Source organism: Marinobacter gudaonensis (assembly GCF_900115175.1).
GTDB lineage: Bacteria > Pseudomonadota > Gammaproteobacteria > Pseudomonadales > Oleiphilaceae > Marinobacter > Marinobacter gudaonensis.
Map to the genome: position 1 here is coordinate 813,151 of NZ_FOYV01000001.1, position 24,417 is coordinate 837,567.

The following is a 24,417-nucleotide window of genomic DNA, read 5'->3' on the forward strand; positions in this document are numbered from 1 at the left end:
GCGTCTAGTGTAACCCGGCATTAACCTATCGGGAAAATGGGATATTCTCATAACCTTATTCGAGTGAGCCGATATAGAGCGAATTGTTATGAAATACAGTTTCCGACAGCTGGAGGTGTTTCTCGCAGCGGCCCATTTCCAGAACATCACCCGGGCCGCGGATTCCCTTGCCATGTCGCAGTCAGCGGCCAGCAGCGCCCTGAAAGAGCTTGAAAGCCAGTTCGACATCCAGCTGTTCGATCGGGTGGGCAAACGCCTCCAGCTCAATGAACTGGGCCGCCTGTACCGGCCGAAAGTGGAAGCGGTGCTCGCCCAGGCCAACGAACTGGAGCAGGCCCTCAGTAAACACACCGAAGTGGGTGCCCTGAAGGTGGGCGCCACCCTGACTATCGGAAACTATCTGGCCGTGGGTGTCATGGCCCAATACATGAATACCCCTACCCATCCACGGGTGTCGCTGGAAGTGGCGAACACCAGCACCATCGCCCGGCGGGTCAAGGATTTCGAGCTGGACATCGGGTTGATCGAAGGGGAGCTGCAATCGCCCGAGCTGGAGGTGATACCCTGGCGAGGTGATGAGCTGGTGGTTTTCTGCTCTCCCACTCACCCCCTGGCTGCAAAGGGTTCACTGACCGATGAGGATCTGGTGGAGGCCACCTGGATCATGCGGGAACCGGGGTCCGGTACCCGTCAGAGCTTTGAGCGGGGCATGCACGGCCTGCTCCCGGATCTGAACGTACTGCTTGAGCTGGAACACACGGAAGCCATCAAGCGCGCTGTTGAAGCCGATCTGGGTATCGGCTGCCTGTCCGAAGTAGTGCTGGCCGATGCGTTCCGACGTGGCAGCCTGGTACCGCTGTCGGTACCCGAGCACCGCCGTTTCGACCGCCAGTTCTACTTCATTCTGCACAAACAGAAATACCGGAGCGCCGGGATTGACGCCTGGATCGACCTCTGCCGGAACCTAGGCTAACGGCCCGCTATGAAACCGGAACTCGGAATCCGGCGCCTCAATCAGTTCCCGCTCCAGCTCGAGGAAACGGGCCACACGTCCCGCCACTGGCTCGCCGGCCGCCTGCTCGGCGAGCGTCAGGTAATCCCGGTAGTGTCGGGCCTCGGATTTCAGCAGGCTGGTGTAGAACCCCGCGAGCGTGTCATCGAGGTGCGGCGCCAGTGCCGCAAAGCGCTCGCAGGAGCGTGCTTCAATAATCGCCCCGACCACCAGAACGTCCACCAGGCGCCCCGGATCTTCCGAACGCACCTCCTGCCTCAGACCTGCCGCATAACGTGAGGGTGTGAGGTGGCCGTATTCCACGCCACGCTTCTTCATGATCGCCAGCACCTGCTCAAAATGCCGGAGCTCTTCCCTGGCCAGCCGGGACATCTTGTTGAGCAGGTCGGTGTTATCGACATACCGGTACATCAGGCTCAGCGCAGTGGAGGCCGCCTTTTTTTCGCAATGGGCATGATCGATCAGCATCAGCTCCTGATTTTCCAGGGCGTTGTTGATCCACTGCCTGGGCGTTGGGCAGGGCAGGAAATCGTGAATGTCTTGCAGGGCCGCGTTCATAGGGTTGATCGGTTCGCTGAATGAAAGCCGGGGAGTATACCGCACATAGCAGATTGGTCCGACCACTGTCCAACTTAACTTTATAAGGGCTTTCCTATAGAATGCAGCGCCAGATCAAGGAGTCTCTGAATAAATCCTGAAACCCCATCGGTGATTTGAGGCCTTATTCAGAGGCTCCTGCGGCCTTTTCGCCACAAAACTCCCGCCGGGCCCCGTGCCCACGGATGCGGGACATACCAACTGATGAGGGTCCATATCGTGTTAGAAGCCTATCGTGAGCACGTTGCCGAACGTGAAGCCCTGGGTATTCCTCCCAAGCCCCTGAATGCCGAGCAGACCGCAGCTCTGGTGGAACTGCTGAAGAACCCGCCCGCGGGCGAGGAAGAAACCCTGGTTTACCTGCTGGAAAACCGCATTCCGCCGGGCGTTGACGAGGCAGCTTACGTCAAAGCCGCGTTCCTGACCGCCGTGGTAAAGGGCGAAGCCTCCTCCCCGCTGGTCAGCAAGGAGTACGCCGTTAAGCTGCTGGGCATGATGCAGGGCGGCTACAACATCGCGACTCTGGTCGAGCTGCTGGACAACAGCGAGTTGGCCGAACTGGCCGGTGAGCAGCTCAAGAAGACCCTGCTGATGTTCGACGCCTTCAACGATGTGAAGGAAAAAATGGACGCCGGCAACGCCGTCGCCAAAGCGGTTGTTGAATCCTGGGCCAACGCCGAGTGGTTCACCAACAAGAAGAAGGTTCCCGAGAGCACCAAAATGGTCGTGTTCAAGGTGACCGGCGAAACCAACACCGACGATCTGTCCCCGGCCCCGGACGCCTGGTCCCGCCCGGACATCCCCCTGCACGCCCGCGCTGCCTACAAAATGGAGCGTGACGGCCTGAAGCCGGAAGAGCCCGGTGTAACCGGCCCGATGAGCCAGATCGACGAAATCAAATCCAAAGGCCTGCCGGTTGCCTTTGTCGGTGACGTGGTCGGTACCGGTTCGTCCCGTAAGTCCGCCACCAACTCTGTTCTGTGGTTCTTCGGTGAAGACATCCCGGGTGTACCGAACAAGCGTGCCGGTGGTGTCTGTATCGGTAGCAAGGTGGCTCCGATCTTCTTCAACACCATGGAAGACGCCGGCGCCCTGGTCTTCGAAGCCCCGGTCGACGACATGAACATGGGCGATGTCATCGAAATCCGTCCGTACGAAGGCAAGATCCTGAACGAAGCCGGCGAGACCATCTCCGAGTTCAAGTTCAAGTCTGACGTGATCCTGGACGAAGTGCAGGCCGGCGGTCGTATCCCGCTGATCATCGGTCGTGGCCTGACCAACAAGGCCCGTCAGGCCCTGGGCCTGGGCGCCACCGACATCTTCCGTCTGCCCAAGGATCCGGAAGCCGGCGACAAGGGCTTCACCCTGGCCCAGAAGATGGTTGGCAAGGCCTGTGGCCTGCCGGAAGGCAAAGGCGTTCGTCCGAACACCTACTGCGAGCCGCACATGACCACCGTCGGTTCCCAGGACACCACCGGCCCGATGACCCGTGACGAGCTGAAAGACCTGGCGTGTCTGGGTTTCCAGGCTGACCTGGTGATGCAGTCCTTCTGTCACACCGCCGCCTATCCGAAGCCGGTTGACGTGGAAATGCAGCACACCATGCCGGACTTCATCCGTACCCGTGGCGGTGTCTCCCTGCGTCCGGGCGACGGCATCATCCACTCCTGGCTGAACCGCATGCTGCTGCCGGACACCGTGGGTACCGGTGGTGACTCCCACACCCGTTTCCCGATGGGCATCTCCTTCCCGGCCGGTTCCGGTCTGGTCGCCTTTGCCGCTGCCACTGGTGTTATGCCGCTGGACATGCCGGAATCGGTGCTGGTGCGCTTCAAGGGCGAGATGCAGCCGGGTATCACCCTGCGTGACCTGGTACACGCCATCCCGCTGTACGGCATCAAGCAGGGTATGCTGACCGTTGAGAAGAAAGGCAAGATCAACGAATTCTCCGGTCGCATCCTGGAAATCGAAGGTCTGGAGCACCTCACCGTCGAGCAGGCGTTCGAGCTGTCTGACGCCTCCGCCGAGCGCTCCGCCGCCGGTTGCACCATCAACCTGTCCGAAGAGTCCGTTGCCGAATACCTGCGCTCCAACATCGTGATGCTGCGCTGGATGATTGCCGAAGGTTACGGCGATCCGCGTACCCTGGAGCGTCGCGCCCAGCAGATGGAAGAGTGGCTCGCCGATCCCAAGCTGATGCGCGCCGATAAAGACGCCGAGTACGCCCACGTGATCGAGATCGATCTGGCCGACATCAAGGAGCCGATCGTGTGCTGCCCGAACGATCCGGACGACGCCAAGTTCCTGTCCGAAGTGGCTGGCGACAAGGTGGACGAAGTGTTCATTGGCTCATGCATGACCAACATCGGTCACTTCCGTGCCGCAGGCAAGCTGCTGGAACAGCACAAGGGCCCGCTGAGCACCCGTCTGTGGATGTCTCCGCCCACCAAGATGGACCAGCAGCAGCTGATGGAAGAAGGCTACTTCAACACCTACGGCACCGCCGGTGTGCGCACCGAGATGCCGGGCTGCTCCCTGTGCATGGGTAACCAGGCGCGGGTCGCACCGAAGTCGACCGTCCTGTCTACCTCCACCCGTAACTTCCCGAACCGCCTGGGCGATGGTGCCAACGTGTACCTGACCTCTGCGGAACTGGCGGCAGTAGGTGCGGTTCTGGGCAAACTGCCCTCTCCGGCAGAATACATGGAGTACGCCAAGGACCTGAACAGCATGTCGAAAGAGATCTACAAGTATCTCAACTTCGACCAGATGGAGGATTACACCAAGAAGGCGTCTGAGGCCAACGTGGCCTGAGCACCGCCCTCAAGGGTATGACTTCATGAAAACGCCAGCCTCCGGGCTGGCGTTTTTCGTTTCTGGAGGGCTAGCGTTCCAGCAGGATCTTGCCCATGGCCTGTCCCGATTCCAGGTGGCGATGAGCTGCGCCAATCTCGGTAAACCGGAACCGCTGGCTGTCGATCAGCGGCCGCACCTTACCCTGCTCCAGCAGATCCTGCATGGCCTGCAAGAGTCTTGGCTGGTCGTCCATGCCAACGCCGTGCAGCAGGGATATCGAGCGGAAGATCACGTGCAGGGTCAGACTCTTGGCGTGCATCTGGGTGAGATCATGGCTTGAGCGGGTATTGATGGAGCACATCCGGCCGTTGACCCCGGCGGCCTCAATGGTGCGATCCAGGTTTTTGCCACCAACCGTGTCGAACACCAGACTGAAGCCCTTCCCGTCGGTCAGCCGCTGCCGGTACTCCTCTACCGACTCGTCCTTGTAGAAAATGATGTCATCGGCACCCAGACGACGGGCCTCCTCGGCCTTCGCCTCGCTGGATACTGTGGTGGCGACCCGCGCGCCCAGGTATTTGGCAATCTGGATGGCCATATGGCCGACGCCACCGGTACCTGCGTGAATCAGAGCATGTTCCCCGGGCTGAAGCTGAGCACGATCCACCAGAGCGCTCCAGGCCGTCAGGAACACCAGGGGCACGGCGGCGCATTCATTCAAAGGCAGGGTAATGGCAGGCGTTCGCCGTGTCAGCAGTCGCACATCTGCAACCATGTAGTCCGCCAGCGCGCCCTGCCACTGGCCAACCCCGCCGGCACAACCAAACACCTCATCACCCTCGGCAAATCCGGTAACGCCGGGCCCCACCTTGTCGACGATGCCCGACACATCGCCATTGAGAATGGCGGGCATGGCGGGACCGGTTTTGACGAGGCCCGAGCGGATCTTGGTTTCAAGGGGATTGACGCTCGAAGCAACGACCTTGATGCGGACCTGCCCCTCGGCCGGCTCCGGGGTCTCCACCTCGCGCTCAACGAACACTTCCGGTCCCCCGAACTGTTCAATAACCATCGCTTTCACAGTTTGCACCTCATCAGTTGCCTATCAATAGAAAATCAGTCTCACCAGTATGGCGGCCACCATGATCAGGGTAATAATCTTCACCCATCGAGCGCCCTGTTTGCTCATGTTTACCCGGGTGGCGATAAAGGCACCGGTGACATTGCCTGCCGCCAGAGTCAGCCCCATGCCCCAGCGAACCTGATCGTTAATGGCGAATACCAGCAGTGCCGCAACGGTAAAGGGCAGAACAATAGCCACCTTGAGCACATTCACCTGGCGCAGGTCGATCTTGAGCATGTGGTACAGCACCACGATGAACAGCACCCCCACGCCGACCTGGATGAAGCCCCCGTACATCCCGACAAAAAACATCGCCAGATAGACCACAGGCGTCAGTCGCTCCGTGGTCAGTGGTCGGGTATCAAGCGACGGCTGGGGCAGCAGCATGAATACCGAGGCGCCGATCATCGCCGTGATCAGAACCGCTTCGAACACGGCATCCGGCACGCCACTGGCAATCCAGGCTCCGAGCAGTGAGCCCAGAATGGCGGGCACGGCCAAATAAAGGCTGACCATCAGGTTGCCATGACCCATCCGGTAGAAGCTGCCCACCGCGGTAATGCTCTGCAGGGTGATGGCTACCCGGTTGGTGCCGTTCGCCACCTGGGGAGGCAACCCCAGGAACATCAGCAACGGCAGGGTCAACATGGAACCGCCGGCAGAGAGAACATTGATAAAGCCGGCGACGCCACCGAGCGCCAGGAGTGCCAAAACCTCATAGAGAGTCAACGTCATGGGGGATTCCGTTATTCAGCCGCCAGCGCAGGGGGCCGGCGCCCCTGGCGACTGCTCCAGACGAAGGCGACGACAAACAGTGCCAGGCCTGCCAGGTCCAGAAGAAGCTGACCATGGGGCCAGAGCATGAGCAGTCCCACTGGGAACATAAGCAGCCGAACGACCGGATGCAGCGGATGTTCCAGATACCCCTCGAGACCGGCTACGATGGCGTAAATGCCGAACAGGGCAAAACAAAAGACCGTCAGCATCTGTTCGAAGTCGCCGGTGATCAGCGGTGAATAGGCGAACAGCAGCGGAACGATGTACAACCCCTTGGCCAGTTTCCAGGCCGTGAAGCCTGTGCGCATCTGCGGCGTACCGGCAATGGCGGCGGCCGCAAACGCGGTCAGGCAGACTGGCGGAGTAACGTTGGAGTCCTGGGACAGCCAGAAAATAATCATATGCGCCGCCACCAGCGCCATCGACAGAGTGGCTGGCGAGAGCGCCTGCTCCAGTAGCTGGGTACTGAAGGTGTCGGGCACCAGTGCCAGGAGCTGGGTTGCGGTCGCCCGGTCCATAGGCGCTCCGAGCAACTCCATCTTGTCCGGCGCCACCAGCATGAAAATGGACCTGGCCTGCTCCGGCAGATTGCCGCTCATGATCAGATCGAGCAGTTGGCTCTGGGCAATCAGCTGGTAAATGGCCGGTGCCGAGAGAGTTGCCAGCACAATGTACGCCGCGGTCACCGGCAGACCCATCCCGAGAATGAGCGATGCCAGCGCCACCAGCACAATGGTTACCAGCAGGCTGCCACCCGCCCAATCGGTGATCATGATCGAAAAGGTATTGCCGATGCCAGTGGTCGAAACCACCATCACGATCAGGCCCACCGTAATAAGCAGGATGGCGGTGGTGGTGATATTCCGGGCCCCCGTCATCAGCGCCTCGAGTATGTCCTTCGCGCCCATGGGCTTGCTCGAGAGCCAGGATGCCACGATCACCGACAGGATGGCGATGCCGGCGGCATAGGTGGGCGTGAAACCGTACACCAGGGCACCCACAAGTACAAAAAGCGGTAACAGGAAGTGCCATCCGTCTTTCAATACGGTCATCAATGAGGGCGAATTGTCATCCTCCAGCTTGACCGCATGGCTGCGCTTGGCCTCGATTCGCACGAACATCGCCACCGAAAGGAAATACAGCAAGGCCGGCAGCGCGGCGACCGAAATAATCGTGAGGTAGGACACCTGGGTGTACGAAGCCATGATGAACGCGCCGGCGCCCATGACCGGAGGCATCAACTGCCCCCCGGTAGACGCTGCCGCCTCGATGCCGGCGGCGAAGCGCGCCGGGAAACCAGCTTTGCGCATCAGTGGAATGGTAATCACACCGGTGGATACCGTGTTGGCGACACTGGAACCGGACACGGACCCCATCAGGCCCGAGGAAAATACCGCCACAAATCCCGGGCCGCCGGTGAACCGCCCCGCGGCGCAGCGGGCCAGTTCAATAATGAAGTCCCCTGCCCCGGACTTCACCAGAAACGCCCCGAACAGGATGAACATGAAAACGTAGGTCCAGGATATACGGGCAATGGACCCCAACATGCCCTGACCACCGAGGTATGAGCGGAAAAGCACCGTCTCCCAGGTCAGCCCAGGGAAGTTGAAAATGCCATCCACGTATTGCCCCCACCAGGCCACGTAGGACAGCGCCGCAATACAAAGCACCGGAATGAACCAGCCAACCGTCCGTCGTGCGAACTCAAGGATCAGCAGGACGGAAGCAATGGAAACCACCCAGTCGGCAGTGTTGAAGTTAACGCCGCGCTGGTAGAGCGCACTCTCAAACAGGATCAGATAGGCGGCGCATCCCAGAGCCGTGAGCCCCAGAACAACATCCACCCCGAGAACTAGCCGCTGCCCGCCGGGCGAGCGCATCTGGAACATGGGTGTGGTCAGCGCGCAGATAAGCCCGAACAGCCCGAAATGAAGCGCGGAGGTCCACAGCTCCGACAGGGTGGAGACGGTGTTGAAGTAGAGATGAATCAACGAGGTGGCAACAGCGATCACAAAGATCACCGGCCCGAGAAGCCGGTGATCAATCCGTTCTGAGGAGCCATTGGCACTCTCGTCGCGGATCCCTTTGATTCCCTCCGGAGATCCGCTGTCGGGTGAGTTGGCCACGCCTATTCCGCAATCAGTCGCTCAGGAATGGTCAGACCCTGCTCACGATAGAAGCGGACAGCGCCCGGGTGCAGGGGCATGGGAAGACCCGCGATGGCCTTCTCAAGTGCCATGGCCTTGGTGGCCGGGTGGATATTGTTCAGGAAGGGAAGATTGGCGTAGATCGTCTTGGTGATCTGATACACATCTTCCTCCGGAACGTCCGCGCGCACTGCGAGGATATTCGGTTGGGCAATGGTGTTGATGTCCGCTTCCTGGTTCGGATAGGTGCCCGCTGGAATGGTGTACGGCGTCCAGAGTTCAAAATCGCTGTTTACCTGGGCCAGCTGGTCAGCCGTGAAGTTCAGAGTGGTAATCTCGTCGCCCAGGTTGGCGTAGGCCCGGGTCACAGCCGATGCGGGAACACCGGCGGGAATATTCATGCCGTCAATGTTGCCATTCTGCATGGCATCGGCGCTGGGACCATAGCCCAGGTAAGCGATGTCCACCTGCTCCAGATCAACGCCCAGTTTGCCCAGGATGAAGCGGCCAGAGCCCTCTGTTCCCGAGTTGCGGGCACCAATGGAGAAACTCTCGCCATACAGGTTGGTCATATCGGAAATCGTGCCGCTTTCCACCATGTTGTTGCGAACCACGAAATGCTCAACGTTCTGCCAGAGCATCGAAACCGAGCGCAGATTCTTGTAGGCCTTCGGTACCGGACCGGTACCGTTCCAGGCGTAGGCGCCGTACAGGCCCTGGAGAATGCCAAACTGGATCTGTCCTTCGTCCATCAGCTTCAGGTTTTCACCGGAACCCGCCGAACTGATGGCCGACACAGAAATGTTGGTCTGGGGCTCGAGCTTCACCTTCACCAGCGTGGAGATGGCAACGCCCACGGGATAGTAGGTACCGCCGGTCGTTGCAGTGCCCATCACATAATTGCCTTCGGCGTGCACCGCCGAAGAAAACGAGACGAGGGTTGCCGTCAGCGCCCCCAGGGTTGATTTCACAAACCAATTGGTTTTCATAACTCTTTGTCCTCTCGCCGTTATTTTTTTTGTAGCCCAGAGCTAACGGCAATAAATGTAGCGCCTGGTCCGGACCGCTACCAGCAAAAATCTCTCTATTGCGACCATTGGCTATATCATGAGTACTCGCAACCGCCCTCCGTAAACGAGAAAACCCCCGCCCTGTGGGCGGGGGTTTTTCGATGACACCGATAGCGTCAACAGGCTTCTGATGCCGGAATCCGACACCAGATAACCGCTTGGTTACCGGCTAATCGCCTGATATTCGCCAGCGTCCTCGGTAACCAGACTGACTACCATGATGGCAATCCAGGCGGCAATGAAGCCCGGGATGATCTCATACACACCCGGACCACCCATGAACTCGGCGTTCCAACCAAGGGAGATCCAGATCATGACAGTTACTGCACCCACCACAAGGCCGGCTACCGCACCAGCACCGTTGGTGCGCGGCCACATCAGGGACAGAATGATCAGCGGACCGAAGGCTGCGCCGAAGCCCGCCCAGGCGTTACTGACCAGGGCCAGCACCTGCGAATCGGGATCGGAAGCGATTACGGCTGCCACCAGACCCACCAGCAGAACGCACACCCGGCCGACAGTCACGCACTCCCGGTCGGTAGCCTCCTTACGCAGGAACAGTCGATAGAAATCCTCCGTCAACGACGAAGAAGACACCAGCAACTGACTGGAAATGGTACTCATCACCGCTGCCAGCAGCGCGGCATAGAGGAAACCGGTAATCAGCGGATGGAACAGCAAATCAGAAAGGATAATGAAGATGGTTTCCGGGTCAGCGATATCCATGCCGTTCCTTACCGCGTAGGCCCGACCGAAAATACCCAGTGAAATCGCACCCACCAGTGAGATCAGCATCCAGCTCATACCAATGTTCCGGGCAACAGGCACATCCTTCAGGGTACGGATCGCCATGAAGCGGACAATGATGTGCGGCTGACCGAAATAGCCAAGGCCCCAGGTGACCGCCGACAGCCAGCCAATGAACGTGAGTCCTTCCGTCCATGACAGCAGCGTCGGGTCCACTTCGTTAAGCGTCTGGGACGCCTGGGCGAATCCACCGCCGCCCTCGCCGAACAGCACCACCGCGGGCATGATCACCAGCGCCAGCATCATGATGCAGCCTTGCACGAAGTCGGTCATGCTCACCGCAAGGAAGCCACCGACGACGGTATACGCCAGAACCACACCCAGGGTGATGATGATACCGGCCGCGTAGTCACTCAGACCGCCAAAATTGAAAATACCGGCAAACGCGCTTTCAAACAGCTTGCCACCAGCAACCAGTCCAGAGGCGGTGTAGACCGCAAAGAACACGACAATTACGATGGCAGACACCGTTCGCAGCGACAGTGCCTTGGTCGGAAAACGGTTGGCAAGAAACGACGGGATGGTAATGGCATTGCCGTAGTGCACCGTCTGCTCCCGCAGACGCGGCGCCACCAGCACCCAGTTGAAAAAGGCACCCACCAGCAGGCCGATACCAATCCACGCAGATCCCAGACCGGACACGAACAACGCACCGGGAAGACCCAACAACAACCAGCCACTCATGTCGGAAGCACCGGCAGATAAGGCTGCCACCTTCGGACTCAGGGCCCGACCACCGAGCATGTAATCCTCGGATGACGACGTTGATCGACGCATGGCAAAAATGCCGATGGCGATCATGAGCGCAAAATACGCAAAGAGACTTATCCAAACACCAATAGCCATAGAGCTCCTCCGGTTTAATGAGTCGGATTGCGATCCGCTCGCCAAGCACAGTGCTGGCCGGGAAGCCAACAGGCTGCACTGTTCTTCTTGTTTACCTGATTTCCGTCCAATCTGGAGCGGGAGATCCAAGCGCTATACGTTAGTACCACCTTCTTTTTCGGGCTTACGAAATCCTACGATTCTTTTACACAATCCTACGGGACTGGCGATCTAAACCCCGCCTCAAGCGGCTCGCTTGCCCGCCTGAAGCCTTGAGGGTGTCGTTCCCTTGTATTTGCGCAACGCATTGGTCAGGGCACTCTGGGACGAGAACCCGGTTCGGTAACTGATTTCGGAAACGGTCAAAGAGGTGGTAGCAAGAAGTTGGGCGGCCTGGTCCAGCCTCGTGTGCAGAAGAAACTGGTGAGGCGTGATGCCTGCCGCTTCCCGGAACACTTCGTGGAACCTGCTGACACTGAGACACGCCTTACCCGCCATGTCTTCAACCGTAATCTTCCGATGCAGGTTGTTCAGGATAAAGGACCGGATAGCCTCAGGGCTGACGCCATGACGATTGGAAGACAGGGCCTGGCCTCCGGCGATTCTGTCGGCCATGCAGTAGAGGACGCTGGCAGCCAGATGCTGCTGGAGCGTGGTGTTTTCGGGGGCGCGGTTGAATTCACTGGCAGTGAACTGAACCAGGCTCTGAAGGCGACTGTCCATGTGCAGGGTGCGGGGCTTCTCGAACACCCGCATCATGCGTTCATAGTCTGCATGGGCCGGCGTATTGATGGCAGGTGCCAGGGGGTCGAGGTTGATAACAAGAACGTGGTTACCGGCATTGCCGCAGTAGTCGTGGCGTGCCTCGGTGGGTACAAAGATGGCCTGCCAGGTATCCAGCAACGCGCCGGTGCCATCGACGCTCAGTTCAGCTTCTCCCCGAACCCCGACGACAATCTGGTGATGCTCATGCCGGTGCCGATGGGCAGCAATGGGAAGTTTCAGGAGCTTTGCGTTAACCATGTAACTGCCGGCTGTTAACTGAGAATGTACATCAATTAAAGCAGAACATTAAAAAAAGTGCACGGAAGTGGGCAAAATCGGCCGGGAAATCCTCAAATTCCGGCAATACGGGAGAAAAACCCGGAAACGTCAGACGACACCTGCTCGAGTGGACGGTTTGCGTCGATTACCTGATACCGGTCGGGCGCGTCTGCGGCTCGCTGGCGATAGGTATCCCGTATCCGCTGGAAAAACGCGAGATCCTCCTGCTCGAACCGGTCCAGCTCGCCACGGTTCCGGGCTCGGGCCATGCCGGTTTCCACCGGTGCATCCAGGAGAATGACATGATCCGGACGTACGCTGCCCTGCACCAGTGTTTCAAGCAGTGCAATGCGCTCCGAAGACACGCCGCGACCGCCTCCCTGGTAGGCGAAAGTGGCATCGGTAAACCGGTCGCAGAGTACCCACTGCCCCCTGTCCAGGGCCGGCAGAATCCGGGTATGCAAGTGCTGGGCACGGGCGGCAAACATCAGCAGAAGCTCGGTGGTCTCATGAACCGCTTCGTCTCTGGGCGCCAGGAGCAGCTCACGAATAGCCTCAGCCATCGGCGTACCACCCGGTTCCCGGGTGACGAGTACGTCCACGCCAGCGCTGCGAAGCGTACTGGCAGCGTTGGCCAGCTGGGTCGACTTGCCAACGCCCTCGGTACCTTCAAAGGTAATGAACAGTCCTCGCTGATTCATCCGGCGCCCCCTTTTTCCTTATCCTCGGAAGCCGCTTCCTCGGGTGCCGGGGACGAGCGATAGTCGTCACGCCGATTGAGCTGGAACTCGCGCACCGCTTTCTGATGCTCAGCCAACGTGCGCGAAAATTTGTGGGTGCCATCACCACGGGCCACGAAATAGAGCGCGTCTCCGTCGTCAGGGTGAAGGGCAGCGTGTATGGCTTCCCGGCCCGGCAGGGCGATGGGTGTAGGCGGCAACCCGTCGATCCGGTAGGTGTTGTAGGGGGTGTAGGTGCGCAGATCCCGTCGACCGATCCGGCCCTGGTAGCTGTCTCCCATGCCATAGATCACGGTCGGATCGGTCTGCAGGCGCATGCCCTTCTGAAGGCGACGGACGAACACTCCCGCAACCTGCTCACGCTCGTGCGGCGCTCCTGTCTCACGTTCTACGATTGACGCCATGATCAACGCTTCGTAGGGTGAGTCATAGGGCAGCCCCTCTTCCCGTGCCGCCCACTCCTCGGCCAGAACCTGCTCCATGCGAATGAAAGCCCGCTTGAGCAGCTCGAGGTCCGACCCGCTGCTCGTGTACGCGTAGGTATCCGGGAAGAACCGACCCTCAGGATGCTCACCCTCGGCACCGACCGCCGACATGATCTGCTCATCCGTCCAGTCAGTGGTCACTTTGTTCAGTCGGTCGGCGCGGGCAAGGGCCTGACGCATGTCACGGAAGGTCCAGCCCTCGATAAACTGCACGTACCAGTGCTTGGTATCGCCCGAGACCATGATCTTCACCATCTCTCTGGGGCTCATGCCATCGAGAAACTCATAGTCTCCGGCCTTGATCACCGACTGCTGCGGGTAAAGACGACCGAATACCCTGAGCCAAAGTCGGTCCGGCACCAGGCCTTCGGCTTCCAGCCGGCCAGCAACCTCACTGAAAGTGGCGCCCTGGGGAACGTTAAACAGCACGGGTTCTTCCAGCGCTACCGGGCGTTCGAGGCTCTGGAGCCCCTGCCACACCCAAAGACCGGTTCCGGCCGCGGCCAGCACCGCGACACTGACGCAGGCAAGCAGTAACTTCTTGATCAAACGATTATTCCAGTATTTCGAGAGGATTGAAGATTGTCGCAAGTCCGCTGTCCACAGGCAAATCGTGTCCAGCAATTGTGCGAACGGGAACCACTCCGAGCACACTGTTGAGAAGGAAAAAGCCCTGGCATTCCCGCCCCAACACATCGTCTGTGGTGACCGGCCGCTCCACCACCGGTTCACCCCGGTACCTTAGCCGCTCGAGCAGCCACTGCCGGAGGACGCCGGCAACCGCGAGGCTGGCCGTTGGCGGCGTCACCCAGGTGTCGTTATGGCGAAGCAGGATATTGGTACGGGTTCCCTCGACCAGATGCCCGTCCCGGTCTGACATGATCACCTCAAACAATGGATCGGTGATTTCTGCCGCCGCCATCACCTGTTCGAGACGCCCCAGGGACTTGATGCCTGCAAGCAGGGGGTTGACGGTCAGGGGAATGCGTGAAAAGTCGACAACTACGCCCTCAGGCTCCGGGGTTGGCGGCAGCGGAGACGACTGCACCATCAGGTTGGGCAGCATCGCAGAGTCGGGCCGATAACCCCGACCCCCACTGCCCCGCGTGAGCACCAGCTTGAGCACCCAGCCTCCCCCATACCTGGAATGGAGGCGCTCAACGGCCTCCGAACAGACCCTTGCCAGATCACGGTGGGCTACCGAAATTCCCAGACGTCGGGCGTCCCTGACCATCCGCTCAAGGTGTCGAGACAACAGCACCCCCTGCTGCCTCTCCATCCGGATGGTTTCGAAGAGACCGTCACCGTAGGCTGCTCCCCGGTCATCAGCCGGCAGGCCGCTTTCATCGGCCCAGATAAGACGGAACACGAGTTGTTCAGTCCTCGAAGCGGCGGAAGATCAGGGTTCCGTTGGTACCACCGAATCCAAAGGAATTCGACAACGCCACGCGAACGTCTGCAGTGCGACTGGTGTGGGCAACCAGGTCCAGGTCGCAGCCCTCGTCGGGGTTATCCAGATTGATCGTGGGCGGAAGCACGCCGTCCTGTATGGCCAGCACCGAGAAAATGGCCTCAACCGCCCCGGCGGCACCCAACAGATGACCGGTCATGGACTTGGTGCTGCTCATGGCCAGTTTGTCAGCATGACTGCCGAACACCTTCCTTACCGCCGCCACTTCCGCAACATCCCCAACCTGGGTGGATGTGCCATGGGCGTTGATGTAATCGACCTCTTCAGCCTTCAGACCGGCGTCCCGGAGAGCATTGGCCATGGACCGGGCAGCGCCCTCACCGTCTTCCGGGGGAGCCGTGATGTGGTGGGCGTCGTCACTCATTCCGAAGCCAACCAGCTCCCCATAGATGGTGGCACCACGACGACGCGCATGTTCGAGCTCCTCAAGCACAACCACCCCGGCGCCGTCACTCAGGACAAAACCATCCCGATCCCGGTCCCAAGGCCGACTGGCCTTTTCCGGCTCGTCGTTACGGGTCGACAAGGCCCGGGCTGCGGAAAACGCAGCCATTCCAGTGCGGGTGGTGGCCATTTCGGAACCGCCGGCAAGCATAACGTCGGCATCGCCGTAAGCAATGGTACGGGCGGCATAGCCGATGTTATGGGTGCCGGTGGTACAGGCCGTCACAATGGCAATGTTGGGACCGCGGTAGCCGAAGCGGATCGCTGCGTTCCCGGAGATCATGTTGATGACCGAGGCCGGCACAAAGAACGGTGACACCTTCCGGGGTCCGGAATTATCCATGGTGATCACGCTCTTTTCGATGTACTCCAGGCCGCCAATCCCGGAACCAATGGCAATACCTACCCGCTCCCTGTCCAGTTCGTCGAACGACGCCAGACCGCTGTGGTCCACTGCCTGCTGGGCGGCAATCAGACCGTAATGAATGAAAGCGTCGAGCTTTCTGGCGTCCTTGGCAGACAGATAGGGCTCCATGTCGAGGTCCCGAACTGCCCCGCCAATGCGGGTGTTGTAGCCCGATGCGTCAAAACGGTCGATCATTCCGATCCCGCTGCGTCCCGCTTTCACCCCTTCCCAGGACGATGCCACATCGTTTCCCAGTGGAGACAGCATGCCCATGCCTGTAATGACAACTCGCCGTTTGGTCATAACCCCTTGCACCTGATCTTGTCCGTGTGTAACCGAAGGAAGATTGAACCGGATTTCCAGGCAATAAAAAAGCCGTCCCTCGCTATTTCACAAGGACGGCTTTTTGCCTGGCTTGCTTGAATGCAGAGTATCAGGTGTGCGCGACGATGTAGTCGATCGCGTCCTGAACACTCGTCAGCTTCTCGGCTTCCTCGTCAGGAATCTCGGTTTCAAATTCCTCTTCCAGTGCCATGACCAGCTCAACGGTGTCCAGTGAGTCAGCGCCAAGATCCTCTACAAAAGAAGATGAGTTCTGAACTTCGGACTCTTTAACGCCCAACTGTTCACAAACGATCTTCTTCACGCGCTCTTCAACTGTACTCATAATGTCCTCACTTTGTGTGTCAACCAAGCAACTTTCGTGCTGCCAGTTTAGTTTAAACCCTACCTGCAAACAAGCAGGGACTCTGTCAAACATGTTGTGCGACAAGGAGTTGCGCACAGCCCCCGGTTCGGGGGCTATCCCATGTACATCCCGCCGTTCACATTGATGGTTTCACCCGTCACGTAACCGGCTGCATCCGATGCCAGAAACGCCACCACAGCGGCAACTTCTTCCGGCTCACCGAGACGACCCGCAGGTATGATTTCCAGCATAGCCTCACGCTGCTTGTCGTCCAGTTTTTTCGTCATATCCGTGTCGATAAAACCGGGCGCCACACAGTTTGCGGTGATGCCCCGGTTCGACATTTCCTTGGCAAGACTGCGGGTAAAGCCCTCGACACCGGCCTTGGCCGCGCAGTAATTGCCCTGCCCGGGATTGCCCATACCGGCAACCACGGAACTGATATTTATGATGCGGCCCCATTTCGCCTTGGCCATGCCCCGTAGCACCGCTTTGCTGGTACGGTAGACGCTCGACAGATTGGTTTCCAGAACCGCAGACCAGTCGTCGTCTTTGAGACGCATCAACAGGTTGTCCCGGGTGATACCAGCGTTGTTGACCAGAATCAGCGGCGCGCCGGATTTGTCCGTCAATTCCTTCAGGCCGGCCTCAATACTCGCGGGGTCGGCAACATCCATGACCATACCGTAGCCCTTGAACCCGCCCGACTGCAGGTCCTTGGTGATGGTCTCTGCGCCGGCTGCGCTGGTGGCAGTGCCAATCACTTCAGCGCCCTGTTCGGCGAGCGCCCGCGCAATGGCCTTGCCAATGCCGCGGGTAGCGCCTGTTACCAGAGCCGTCTTACCTTCAAGAGACATGAATCACTCCCTTTCGTTTCAGGACTGGCTGAAGGCGTCCAACGCCTTGGCCAGAGAATCCGGATCTTCGATGCTGTGCACCGCCAGAGAACGGTCAATGCGCTTGACCAGTCCGGCCAGTACCTTGCCAGTTCCACATTCCACGGCCACTTCCACGCCACTGTTGACAAGGGCTCGAACAGAATCGGTCCAGAGCACCGGGGAATAGAGTTGTTTCAGCAGGTTGGCCTTCAGTCTAGCCGATTCCGTCTCGGCTGCGGCGTTAACATTCTGTATAACCGGGATGACAGCGTCGTTAAAGCGAACCTCGTCCAGCGCCTTGGCCAGTTCCTCGGCTGCACCTTTCATCAGGGCGCAGTGGGAAGGAACGCTGACCGGAAGTGGCATGGCCTTCCGGGCACCCTTCTCTTTGCAGGCCTTGACCGCGCGATCGACAGCGGCCGCGGAGCCGGCAATAACAACCTGGCCCGGCGCATTGAAATTGACCGCCGACACCACGTCACCCTCGGCCGCATGCTCACAGGCCGCAATCACATCGTCATCCTCAAGACCGAGGATCGCGGCCATTTTGCCTTGGCCAGCCGGGACAGCGTCCTGCATCAACTCGCCACGAAGACGAACCAATTTCACCGCTTCAACAAAGTCGAGGCTTTCGGCAGCGACCAGGGCGCTATACTCGCCAAGACTATGGCCGGCAACAAAATCCGGTTTGCCGCCTCCCGCCACAAGCCATTGACGCCAAAGCGCCACACTGGCTGTCAGCAATGCAGGCTGGGTAACGGCGGTTTGGTTGAGTTCCTCGGCAGGGCCTTTCTGGCAGACCTGCCAGAGATCGTACCCAAGCACGTTGGAGGCTTCAGCGAAAGTGCGGTCGATGATCGGCCAGGCTTCAGCGGCCGCCGAAAGCATGCCGACCGATTGTGACCCTTGTCCGGGAAAAATAAAGGCTGATTTCATAAGCGGAATCTTATCGTCATTGAGGGGTTACGTGAGATTAGCCAATAGTACAAGTTAGGCCAATTATCCGCGAATGATTCGCAGAACCGCGACAGACTTTAGTCTCAGGGAGGGAATCAGAGCATGAGATCGTCAAGACGCTCATTAATGCGACGGGGGACTTCCAGTTCCACCTCCCGAACCGCCTGACGGATGGCGGACAGCATCGCGCGCTCGTTGGCGTTGCCGTGGCTTTTGATCACTACCCCCTGAAGACCCAGGAGACTGGCACCGTTGTGGCGGGAGGGGTCCATCAGTTGCAGAAGCCGGCCTATAATTGGTCTGGCCAGCAGACCTACCAGTCGACCGTAAAGATTGCGGGTGAACGCCTGCTCCATCAATTCAATCAGCAGACCGGCGACGCCCTCACCGGTTTTCAACGCAATGTTGCCAACGAAGCCGTCGCACACAACCACATCGGCCACATCCCGGAAGAGGTCGCTGCCTTCTACATAGCCGATATAGTTGATGGAGTCGCACTGCGCGAGCATGTGCGAGGCCAGCCGAACCTGTTCATTGCCCTTGATCTCTTCTTCACCCACGTTCAGCAAGGCAACGCGGGGCTCAGCCTGGCGGCAGATCGCCGACGCCATCAGCGACCCCATCAAAGCATACTGGTAGAGATTCTCGGCCGTGGAATCCACGTTGGCGCCGAGATCCAGGACATGGCAGCGCCCTCTGAGCGAGGGAATCAGCTTGGCAATGGCCGGCCGCTCGATGCCCGGATACATCCGTATCAGGCTGCGACCAAAGGCCATCAGTGCACCGGTATTACCGGCGCTGACACACCCCTGGGCTTCGCCATCCCGAACAAGCGCCAGCGCGATGGCCATGGAGGAATTCTTTTTGTGACGGAGGGCGTGGGAGGGACGCTCGTTCATGCGCACCACATCCGCGGCTTCCACAATACGGATTCTGGCGTGCCCCTCACGCAACAAAGCCTCAAGCTCACTCCGGATACCTACCAGAATGATGCTCAAGGCTTCGTTTTCGCGCACCGCCTGAAGCGATGCCGCAACCACCACGGCCGCCCCGCGGTCGCCACTCATGGCGTCAATCGCGATGGTGACGGGTTTCACCGTTCTGCCATCTGATTCCGGGCGGCTCATAAGGGCAACGAACTTACTCGTCGCGCGCTTCGATTACCTGCTTGCCACGGTAGAAACCGTCCGGAGACACGTGGTGACGGCGATGAACTTCACCGGTAGTTGCGTCAGTGCTCAGAGCAGCAGCGCTCAGTGCATCGTGGGAACGGCGCATGCCACGCTTGGAACGGGTCTTGCGGTTTTGCTGTACAGCCATGGTTATGCTCCTGACCTGTTATCGTAAACGTTGTGCCACCCGGAGGGCGGCCTGTATTCCTGGATTCGATGCCTGCCGTGAACCCCGGGCAGACACCCTCCTAATGCTTCGTCTTTTTCAGATCCGCCAGAACACTGAACGGATTGTCGCCGGATTTCCTCGCTGGCTCTGCCGCCTCGCCTTTCGGCTCGAAGGTTTCAAGCGTCTCCCTTGCGGGACAATCACTCCGCCCATGGAGCGGAAACGCCGGCAATACCAGAAGCAGCTCGTCTTCGACCATCGACCAGAGATCTGCACTGAAATCTTCGGTCAGAAACGGCTCCAGCTCTCTGGGCAACTGCTGCGCCTGTTCGTCGCTGGTCACAAGACCAAGCACGAAGCTGGAACTCAGCGTCGCTTCCATAGGACCCAGGCATCGCTGGCACTCCAGCTGCACCGGGGCCTCCAACTCGCCCTTCACCATCCGTCGACGCTCTCCGTCCATTGTGAACGCGAGCCTGACCCGGCACTGGGCGCCTTCCGGTAGCCCGAGAACCGCTTCGCGGAAACGACCAAGCCCGCTGAGGGGAACCATTCCCTCCAGTGTGCTGTTATTTTCCGCCAACCTGTAAGGATCAACAGATTTGGGCAGCTCGGCGAGTGACGCGTTTGACATAGGCGCGCAATTTTAGGGGCGCAGCCCTCGGCTGTCAAAGACTTCGTTGCTTTTTGGCGGGGCTTTCCGGACAGATAGGTGTAATTTACGATAACGACCGCGAATGTTTGCCAAGGCCGTCATCAAAAGGAACCCGCCCCATGAATTACAAGCCACTCCTGCTGGCCTCGTCATCACCTTACCGGCGGGACCTGTTACAACGCCTGGAACTTCCGTTCACCAGTGCCAGCCCGAACGTTGACGAGTCCCCGCTGGACGGCGAAACCGGAGAAGCGCTGGCACTGCGACTGGCCGAATCCAAGGCCCGGGCACTGGCAGACCGCTTCCCCGGACACTGGATTATCGGATCGGATCAGATTGCCTGCCTGCCGGACGGCACAATACTCACCAAGCCGGGGAACCATGAACGGGCGGCAGAACAGCTGCGCCTGAGCAGTGGACATCCGGTGCTGTTCCTGACAGGCCTTGCCCTTCTGGACGCCGATTCGGGAAAGCTTGAGCGCCTTTGCGAGCCCTACCAGGTAAGATTCCGGAAGCTCTCCGACCGGGAAATCGAGGCCTACCTGAGGCGGGAGCAACCTTACGACTGTGCCGGAAGCTTCAAGATGGAGGGACTGGGTATCACCCTGTTCGACGCCCTTGAAGGCCGCGACCCCAACTCCCTCATTGGTCTGCCACTGATCGCCCTGAATGAGCTGCTTCGCCGCTGGGGCCGTAACCCTCTGCTCGAAGACCGGCCAGCAGCGATCGCCCGTTAGCGCAGCTCCAGGCGAGACTCGATCATCTGGCTGGCAAAACCTTCACCAAAAGCCACGCCCAGTTGATCGACGATGTCCTGGAAGGGCGATTTGCGACGACTGTAATCCACCAACTCTTCCTGACCGATGATCTGGCGGGCCACATGAGATGCGCTGCCGAGGCCGTCTACCAGACCCAGCTCTACCGCCTGCTCACCACTCCACACCAGACCGCTGAACAGGCGCTCGTCATCAGCCAGGCGATCACCTCGGCCCTGCTTCACCGCCTCGATAAATTGTTCGTGAGTGCTTTCCAGAACACTCTCCCAGAACTGCACCTCGTCCTCGTTGACCGGTGAGAAAGGATCCAGGAACGCCTTGTTCTCGCCGGCGGTGTACAAGCGACGATCCACACCAACCTTGTCCATCACACCGGTAAATCCAAAGCCGCCCGAGACCACACCAATCGAACCGACCAGACTGGCCCGATTCGCGTAGATCTCATCGGCCGCAGCGGCAATGTAGTAGGCGCCGGAGGCCCCGATGTCTGAAATCACCGCATAGACCTTTTTGTCGGGATAGTCTTCGCGAAGGCGTTGGATCTCGTCGTAGACATAACCGGCCTGCACCGGACTTCCGCCGGGACTGTTGATCCTCAGAATCACAGCCACGGACTGCTCTTCCTCAAAGGCGCTGCGCAGGGAACCGACAATATTGTCGGCACTGGCCAACTCATCGGCGGCAATGGTGCCGCTGATTTCCACCAGGGCCGTGTGCTTACCGGTGACGGCGTCCATGGATTCGCCCAGCGGAAACCGCAGCATGAACAGCAGCGCGAACAGGTAGCCGAAGGTCAGCAGCTTGAAAAAGATCCCCCAACGACGACTGCGGCGCTGCTCGGCCTGCAGCGACATCACCAGTTTTTCGATCAGTCGCCAGTCGCGGCCGGACTCCGGCGGCAGGTTCGGCGACTTGCGCCCGAACAGCGGCTTGCTTTCCTTCTCACTTCCCGGTTCGACAGGCTTGTCGCCCCAGTCTGCGGGCTTGTCCGATTCCCAGTCACTCATGCGTGCATCCTGTTAACAACACTCGACCCTTAACAACCGTCGACCCGGCGGCCAGCCGTCTGACGGCAAGGCAACCTCACAGCCCCAAGACTTTCCGTAGTTCGGGTACGGATTCGACGATGGCGTGAGGATCATAGTCGCCCAGCACATCGCGCTTGTGGACACCCCATTCAACGCCAATGGAGGGCATGCCAATGCGCCTGGCCATCTCCAGGTCGTAGCGGGTATCACCAATCATCACGGCATCCTCGGGCTCGATGCCATAGAACTGCAGAATTTCCCTGAGCATGGTCGGATCGGGCTTGGAACGGGTTTCATCCGCGCACCGGGTGATCTCGAAATGACTCCCCAGACCACTGGACACCAGCGCTGAATCCAGCCCACGGCGACTCTTGCCAGTGGCAACCGAACATTGCCGGCCCGCGCTGCGAAGATCTGCAACCACATCCGCCATACCCTCAAAGACGTTCTGCGGCGTAGTCACCTTCTTGAAGAAATAGCCAGCATAGCCTTCGCGGATCCGGTTCATCTCTTCCCGACTGATGCCCGGATACAACTTCTCCAGCGCCTCCACCATACCGAGACCAATAATGTCCCGGTATGCTTCCCGCTCAAGGGCCGGATACCCCAGATCGGTCGCTGCCTGGTGCAGACTGTCGGCAATGTGCTCGACCGAGTCCACCAGGGTCCCGTCCCAGTCAAAAATCACCACTCTGACGTTCATGTTCTGGTCCCTTTCGAACGCGCTTCGAGCTTCTCAAGCACGCTGTTGAATGCTTCGTCATAGGGCGCCTCCAGCCGCATGGACTCGCCCGAAACCGGCAATGTGAATTCAAGGACGCGGGCATGCAGCATCAGGCGCTGCCCACCAAACGCCCGGAACGCTTTGAGGCTGACATCATCCATATACTTGTCGTCGCCCGCAATCGGATGACCCACCTGGGCGCTGTGTACCCGGATCTGGTGGGTGCGCCCGGTAACGGGCGAGGCCTCCACAAGACTGTAGCCCTGATATCGGGCCAGACAGCGAAAGGTGGTCAGAGATGCTTTGCCAGTGTCGTCGACCCTGACCCTGCGCTCACCGTTCGGCATTTCATAACGGAGTAACGGCGCATCCACCCGGTCCACCCCGTCGGGCCAGTCACCAGACACTAGCGCATGATAGATCTTTCGAATCTGTTTGCGACGCAACTCCTCCTGCAGGAAGCGCAGGGCCGAGCGCTTCTTGGCGACCATCACCAACCCCGAAGTGTCCCGATCAAGACGATGCACCAGTTCAAGGAATCTGGCCGATGGCCGCGCCGAGCGCAGCACCTCGATGAGCCCGAAGCTCAAACCGCTACCACCATGCACCGCAATACCGGAGGGCTTGTTGACCACCAGCATCTGATCGTTCTCGAACACCACGGCCGCTTCCATCACCCCCTGCACGCGGGGCCCCGGCGCCACGGTTTCCGGCTTCTGCTTTCGGGTCACCGGCGGAATCCGGACCTGGTCCCCTGCCTTGAGGCGCGTATCAGGCCGGACCCGACCCTTGTTGACGCGAACCTCTCCCTTGCGAACCACCCGGTAGATAATGCTTTTGGGCACACCACGCAACTGGGCCAGGAGAAAGTTATCCAGGCGCTGCCCCTCGTTGTCTTCGTCAACCGTGACCCATTGAACGCCCTGACGAACCTCCCCGCTTTGAACAGGAGCGCCGGAGCCCTTTGGCCGGGAAGTGACGGAGGGCTTATCAGCGCCGGATGCTGGCGAGTTCGGGCGCCTGGATTTGGGGGACATGCAGAACCTTAAGTGGCGATTTGAATACAGGATTGAACGACCGTCTGAATACTGTTATATTCCGGCGTGCTCTGCCGTTTGTCTACGGCCTGACCAACTCACGTCAGAAGCCGGAGCGGCAGAAGTATACCGACACTATTCGAGAGTTTGAACGCCGGGCACCCAATCATTACCGGGAACGGCGAGAGAAGAACTCCCGGAGGACCAGGCCAGATCACTGCAAGAGATCCCTGCAAGACTGTTGCCTGTACCCGGGAGATGGAAAACACGCGGAAAACCGCGGGCGACATCGCGAAGAATCATTGCCACCCAGGGCCGGGCCGTCCAGCATACGAATACGACGTGAGACCCAGGCACCTGAGTGAACCTGACATCGGATAACATGCGTCAACAGACACGAACCTTACACGACCTCTCCCTGCCTACAGGCAGCCGGACCGTCGGCGTTGGTCTCAGACCAAAAGGATCAATCCCCGAAAGGGTCTGATTCGTCTGGCCGCCGGTCCGCCCCTGATGTGACGGGGCCCGCGGCACGCACATTCCGCTTCGCTGGTGCGAACCCCTCCGGTTTTCTGTCAATTTAAACGAC

The 24,417-nt window shown here is 59.4% G+C and carries 23 protein-coding genes; 3 read left to right on the plus strand and 20 right to left on the minus strand.

Features of this window, described 5'->3' with window-relative positions; genetic code table 11:
• Positions 1-88: 88 nt before the first annotated feature.
• The gene (locus BM344_RS03675) at positions 89-973 is read left to right on the plus strand and encodes a LysR substrate-binding domain-containing protein (RefSeq protein ID WP_091986165.1); all 885 of its coding nucleotides are present in this window, start codon (positions 89-91) and stop codon (positions 971-973) included.
• Here the strand turns inward: BM344_RS03675 and miaE are convergent.
• Positions 965-1,570, minus strand: coding sequence for a tRNA-(ms[2]io[6]A)-hydroxylase (gene miaE, locus BM344_RS03680; protein WP_091986167.1), 606 nt, complete (start codon positions 1,568-1,570; stop codon positions 965-967). The two genes, BM344_RS03675 and miaE, sit on opposite strands and share 9 nt — an antisense overlap.
• A gap of 258 nt (positions 1,571-1,828) precedes the next feature.
• Between miaE and BM344_RS03685 the strand changes: the two genes are divergently transcribed.
• Positions 1,829-4,423 (plus strand): bifunctional aconitate hydratase 2/2-methylisocitrate dehydratase, encoded by a 2,595-nt coding sequence (locus BM344_RS03685; protein WP_091990770.1) that lies wholly within the window; start codon positions 1,829-1,831, stop codon positions 4,421-4,423.
• Positions 4,424-4,493: 70 nt separating this feature from the next.
• On the opposite strand, the gene BM344_RS03690 is transcribed toward BM344_RS03685, so the two are convergent.
• From BM344_RS03690 to BM344_RS03765, 16 genes are all read right to left on the minus strand, one after another.
• Positions 4,494-5,477: a zinc-dependent alcohol dehydrogenase family protein gene (locus BM344_RS03690; RefSeq protein WP_228143626.1), complete on the minus strand. Its 984-nt coding sequence runs from the start codon at positions 5,475-5,477 to the stop codon at positions 4,494-4,496.
• Between the two features lie 33 nt (positions 5,478-5,510).
• Positions 5,511-6,263 (minus strand): sulfite exporter TauE/SafE family protein, encoded by a 753-nt coding sequence (locus tag BM344_RS03695; protein ID WP_228143545.1) that lies wholly within the window; start codon positions 6,261-6,263, stop codon positions 5,511-5,513.
• An 11-nt stretch (positions 6,264-6,274) separates the two neighbouring features.
• Positions 6,275-8,431 (minus strand): TRAP transporter permease, encoded by a 2,157-nt coding sequence (locus BM344_RS03700; RefSeq protein WP_228143546.1) that lies wholly within the window; start codon positions 8,429-8,431, stop codon positions 6,275-6,277.
• 2 nt (positions 8,432-8,433) lie between these two features.
• Positions 8,434-9,441 carry a TAXI family TRAP transporter solute-binding subunit gene (locus tag BM344_RS03705; protein ID WP_091986174.1) on the minus strand — a complete coding sequence of 336 codons (1,008 nt, stop codon included), beginning with the start codon at positions 9,439-9,441 and terminating at the stop codon, positions 8,434-8,436.
• 243 nt (positions 9,442-9,684) lie between these two features.
• Positions 9,685-11,175, minus strand: coding sequence for a sodium/proline symporter PutP (putP, locus tag BM344_RS03710; protein WP_091986175.1), 1,491 nt, complete (start codon positions 11,173-11,175; stop codon positions 9,685-9,687).
• 222 nt (positions 11,176-11,397) lie between these two features.
• Complete coding sequence (locus BM344_RS03715; protein ID WP_091986178.1) at positions 11,398-12,177, minus strand: AraC family transcriptional regulator; 780 nt, start codon at positions 12,175-12,177, stop codon at positions 11,398-11,400.
• A 92-nt stretch (positions 12,178-12,269) separates the two neighbouring features.
• Complete coding sequence (tmk, locus tag BM344_RS03720) at positions 12,270-12,899, minus strand: dTMP kinase (protein WP_091986179.1); 630 nt, start codon at positions 12,897-12,899, stop codon at positions 12,270-12,272.
• Positions 12,896-13,972: an endolytic transglycosylase MltG gene (gene mltG, locus BM344_RS03725; protein ID WP_091986182.1), complete on the minus strand. Its 1,077-nt coding sequence runs from the start codon at positions 13,970-13,972 to the stop codon at positions 12,896-12,898. The genes tmk and mltG overlap by 4 nt, the downstream gene beginning before the upstream one ends.
• 4 nt (positions 13,973-13,976) lie before the next feature.
• A complete protein-coding gene (gene pabC / locus BM344_RS03730; RefSeq protein ID WP_091986184.1) occupies positions 13,977-14,792 on the minus strand; it encodes an aminodeoxychorismate lyase in 816 nt (271 codons plus the stop codon).
• Between the two features lie 7 nt (positions 14,793-14,799).
• Complete coding sequence (gene fabF, locus BM344_RS03735; protein WP_091986186.1) at positions 14,800-16,047, minus strand: beta-ketoacyl-ACP synthase II; 1,248 nt, start codon at positions 16,045-16,047, stop codon at positions 14,800-14,802.
• Positions 16,048-16,177: 130 nt separating this feature from the next.
• Positions 16,178-16,411 carry an acyl carrier protein gene (gene acpP, locus BM344_RS03740; protein WP_008174976.1) on the minus strand — a complete coding sequence of 78 codons (234 nt, stop codon included), beginning with the start codon at positions 16,409-16,411 and terminating at the stop codon, positions 16,178-16,180.
• 134 nt (positions 16,412-16,545) lie between these two features.
• Positions 16,546-17,289, minus strand: a complete 744-nt coding sequence (fabG, locus tag BM344_RS03745) for a 3-oxoacyl-ACP reductase FabG (RefSeq protein WP_091986189.1) — start codon at positions 17,287-17,289, stop codon at positions 16,546-16,548.
• An 18-nt stretch (positions 17,290-17,307) separates the two neighbouring features.
• Positions 17,308-18,246 (minus strand): ACP S-malonyltransferase, encoded by a 939-nt coding sequence (fabD, locus tag BM344_RS03750; protein WP_091986191.1) that lies wholly within the window; start codon positions 18,244-18,246, stop codon positions 17,308-17,310.
• Positions 18,247-18,362: 116 nt separating this feature from the next.
• Complete coding sequence (gene plsX, locus BM344_RS03755) at positions 18,363-19,364, minus strand: phosphate acyltransferase PlsX (RefSeq protein ID WP_375193498.1); 1,002 nt, start codon at positions 19,362-19,364, stop codon at positions 18,363-18,365.
• Between the two features lie 43 nt (positions 19,365-19,407).
• Complete coding sequence (gene rpmF / locus BM344_RS03760; protein WP_008174968.1) at positions 19,408-19,587, minus strand: 50S ribosomal protein L32; 180 nt, start codon at positions 19,585-19,587, stop codon at positions 19,408-19,410.
• Positions 19,588-19,687: 100 nt separating this feature from the next.
• Positions 19,688-20,242: a YceD family protein gene (locus BM344_RS03765; protein WP_091986195.1), complete on the minus strand. Its 555-nt coding sequence runs from the start codon at positions 20,240-20,242 to the stop codon at positions 19,688-19,690.
• Positions 20,243-20,382: 140 nt separating this feature from the next.
• Here BM344_RS03765 and BM344_RS03770 point away from each other — a divergent pair, with 140 nt between their 5' ends.
• A complete protein-coding gene (locus tag BM344_RS03770; RefSeq protein ID WP_091986197.1) occupies positions 20,383-21,000 on the plus strand; it encodes a Maf family protein in 618 nt (205 codons plus the stop codon).
• Here the strand turns inward: BM344_RS03770 and BM344_RS03775 are convergent.
• From BM344_RS03775 to rluC, 3 genes are all read right to left on the minus strand, one after another.
• Positions 20,997-22,046: a S49 family peptidase gene (locus tag BM344_RS03775; protein WP_091986198.1), complete on the minus strand. Its 1,050-nt coding sequence runs from the start codon at positions 22,044-22,046 to the stop codon at positions 20,997-20,999. The genes BM344_RS03770 and BM344_RS03775 overlap by 4 nt on opposite strands.
• Before the next feature lie 76 nt (positions 22,047-22,122).
• A complete protein-coding gene (locus BM344_RS03780) occupies positions 22,123-22,770 on the minus strand; it encodes an HAD family hydrolase (protein WP_091986200.1) in 648 nt (215 codons plus the stop codon).
• Positions 22,767-23,828 carry a 23S rRNA pseudouridine(955/2504/2580) synthase RluC gene (gene rluC / locus BM344_RS03785; RefSeq protein ID WP_091986203.1) on the minus strand — a complete coding sequence of 354 codons (1,062 nt, stop codon included), beginning with the start codon at positions 23,826-23,828 and terminating at the stop codon, positions 22,767-22,769. The genes BM344_RS03780 and rluC overlap by 4 nt, the downstream gene beginning before the upstream one ends.
• Positions 23,829-24,417: the final 589 nt, after the last annotated feature.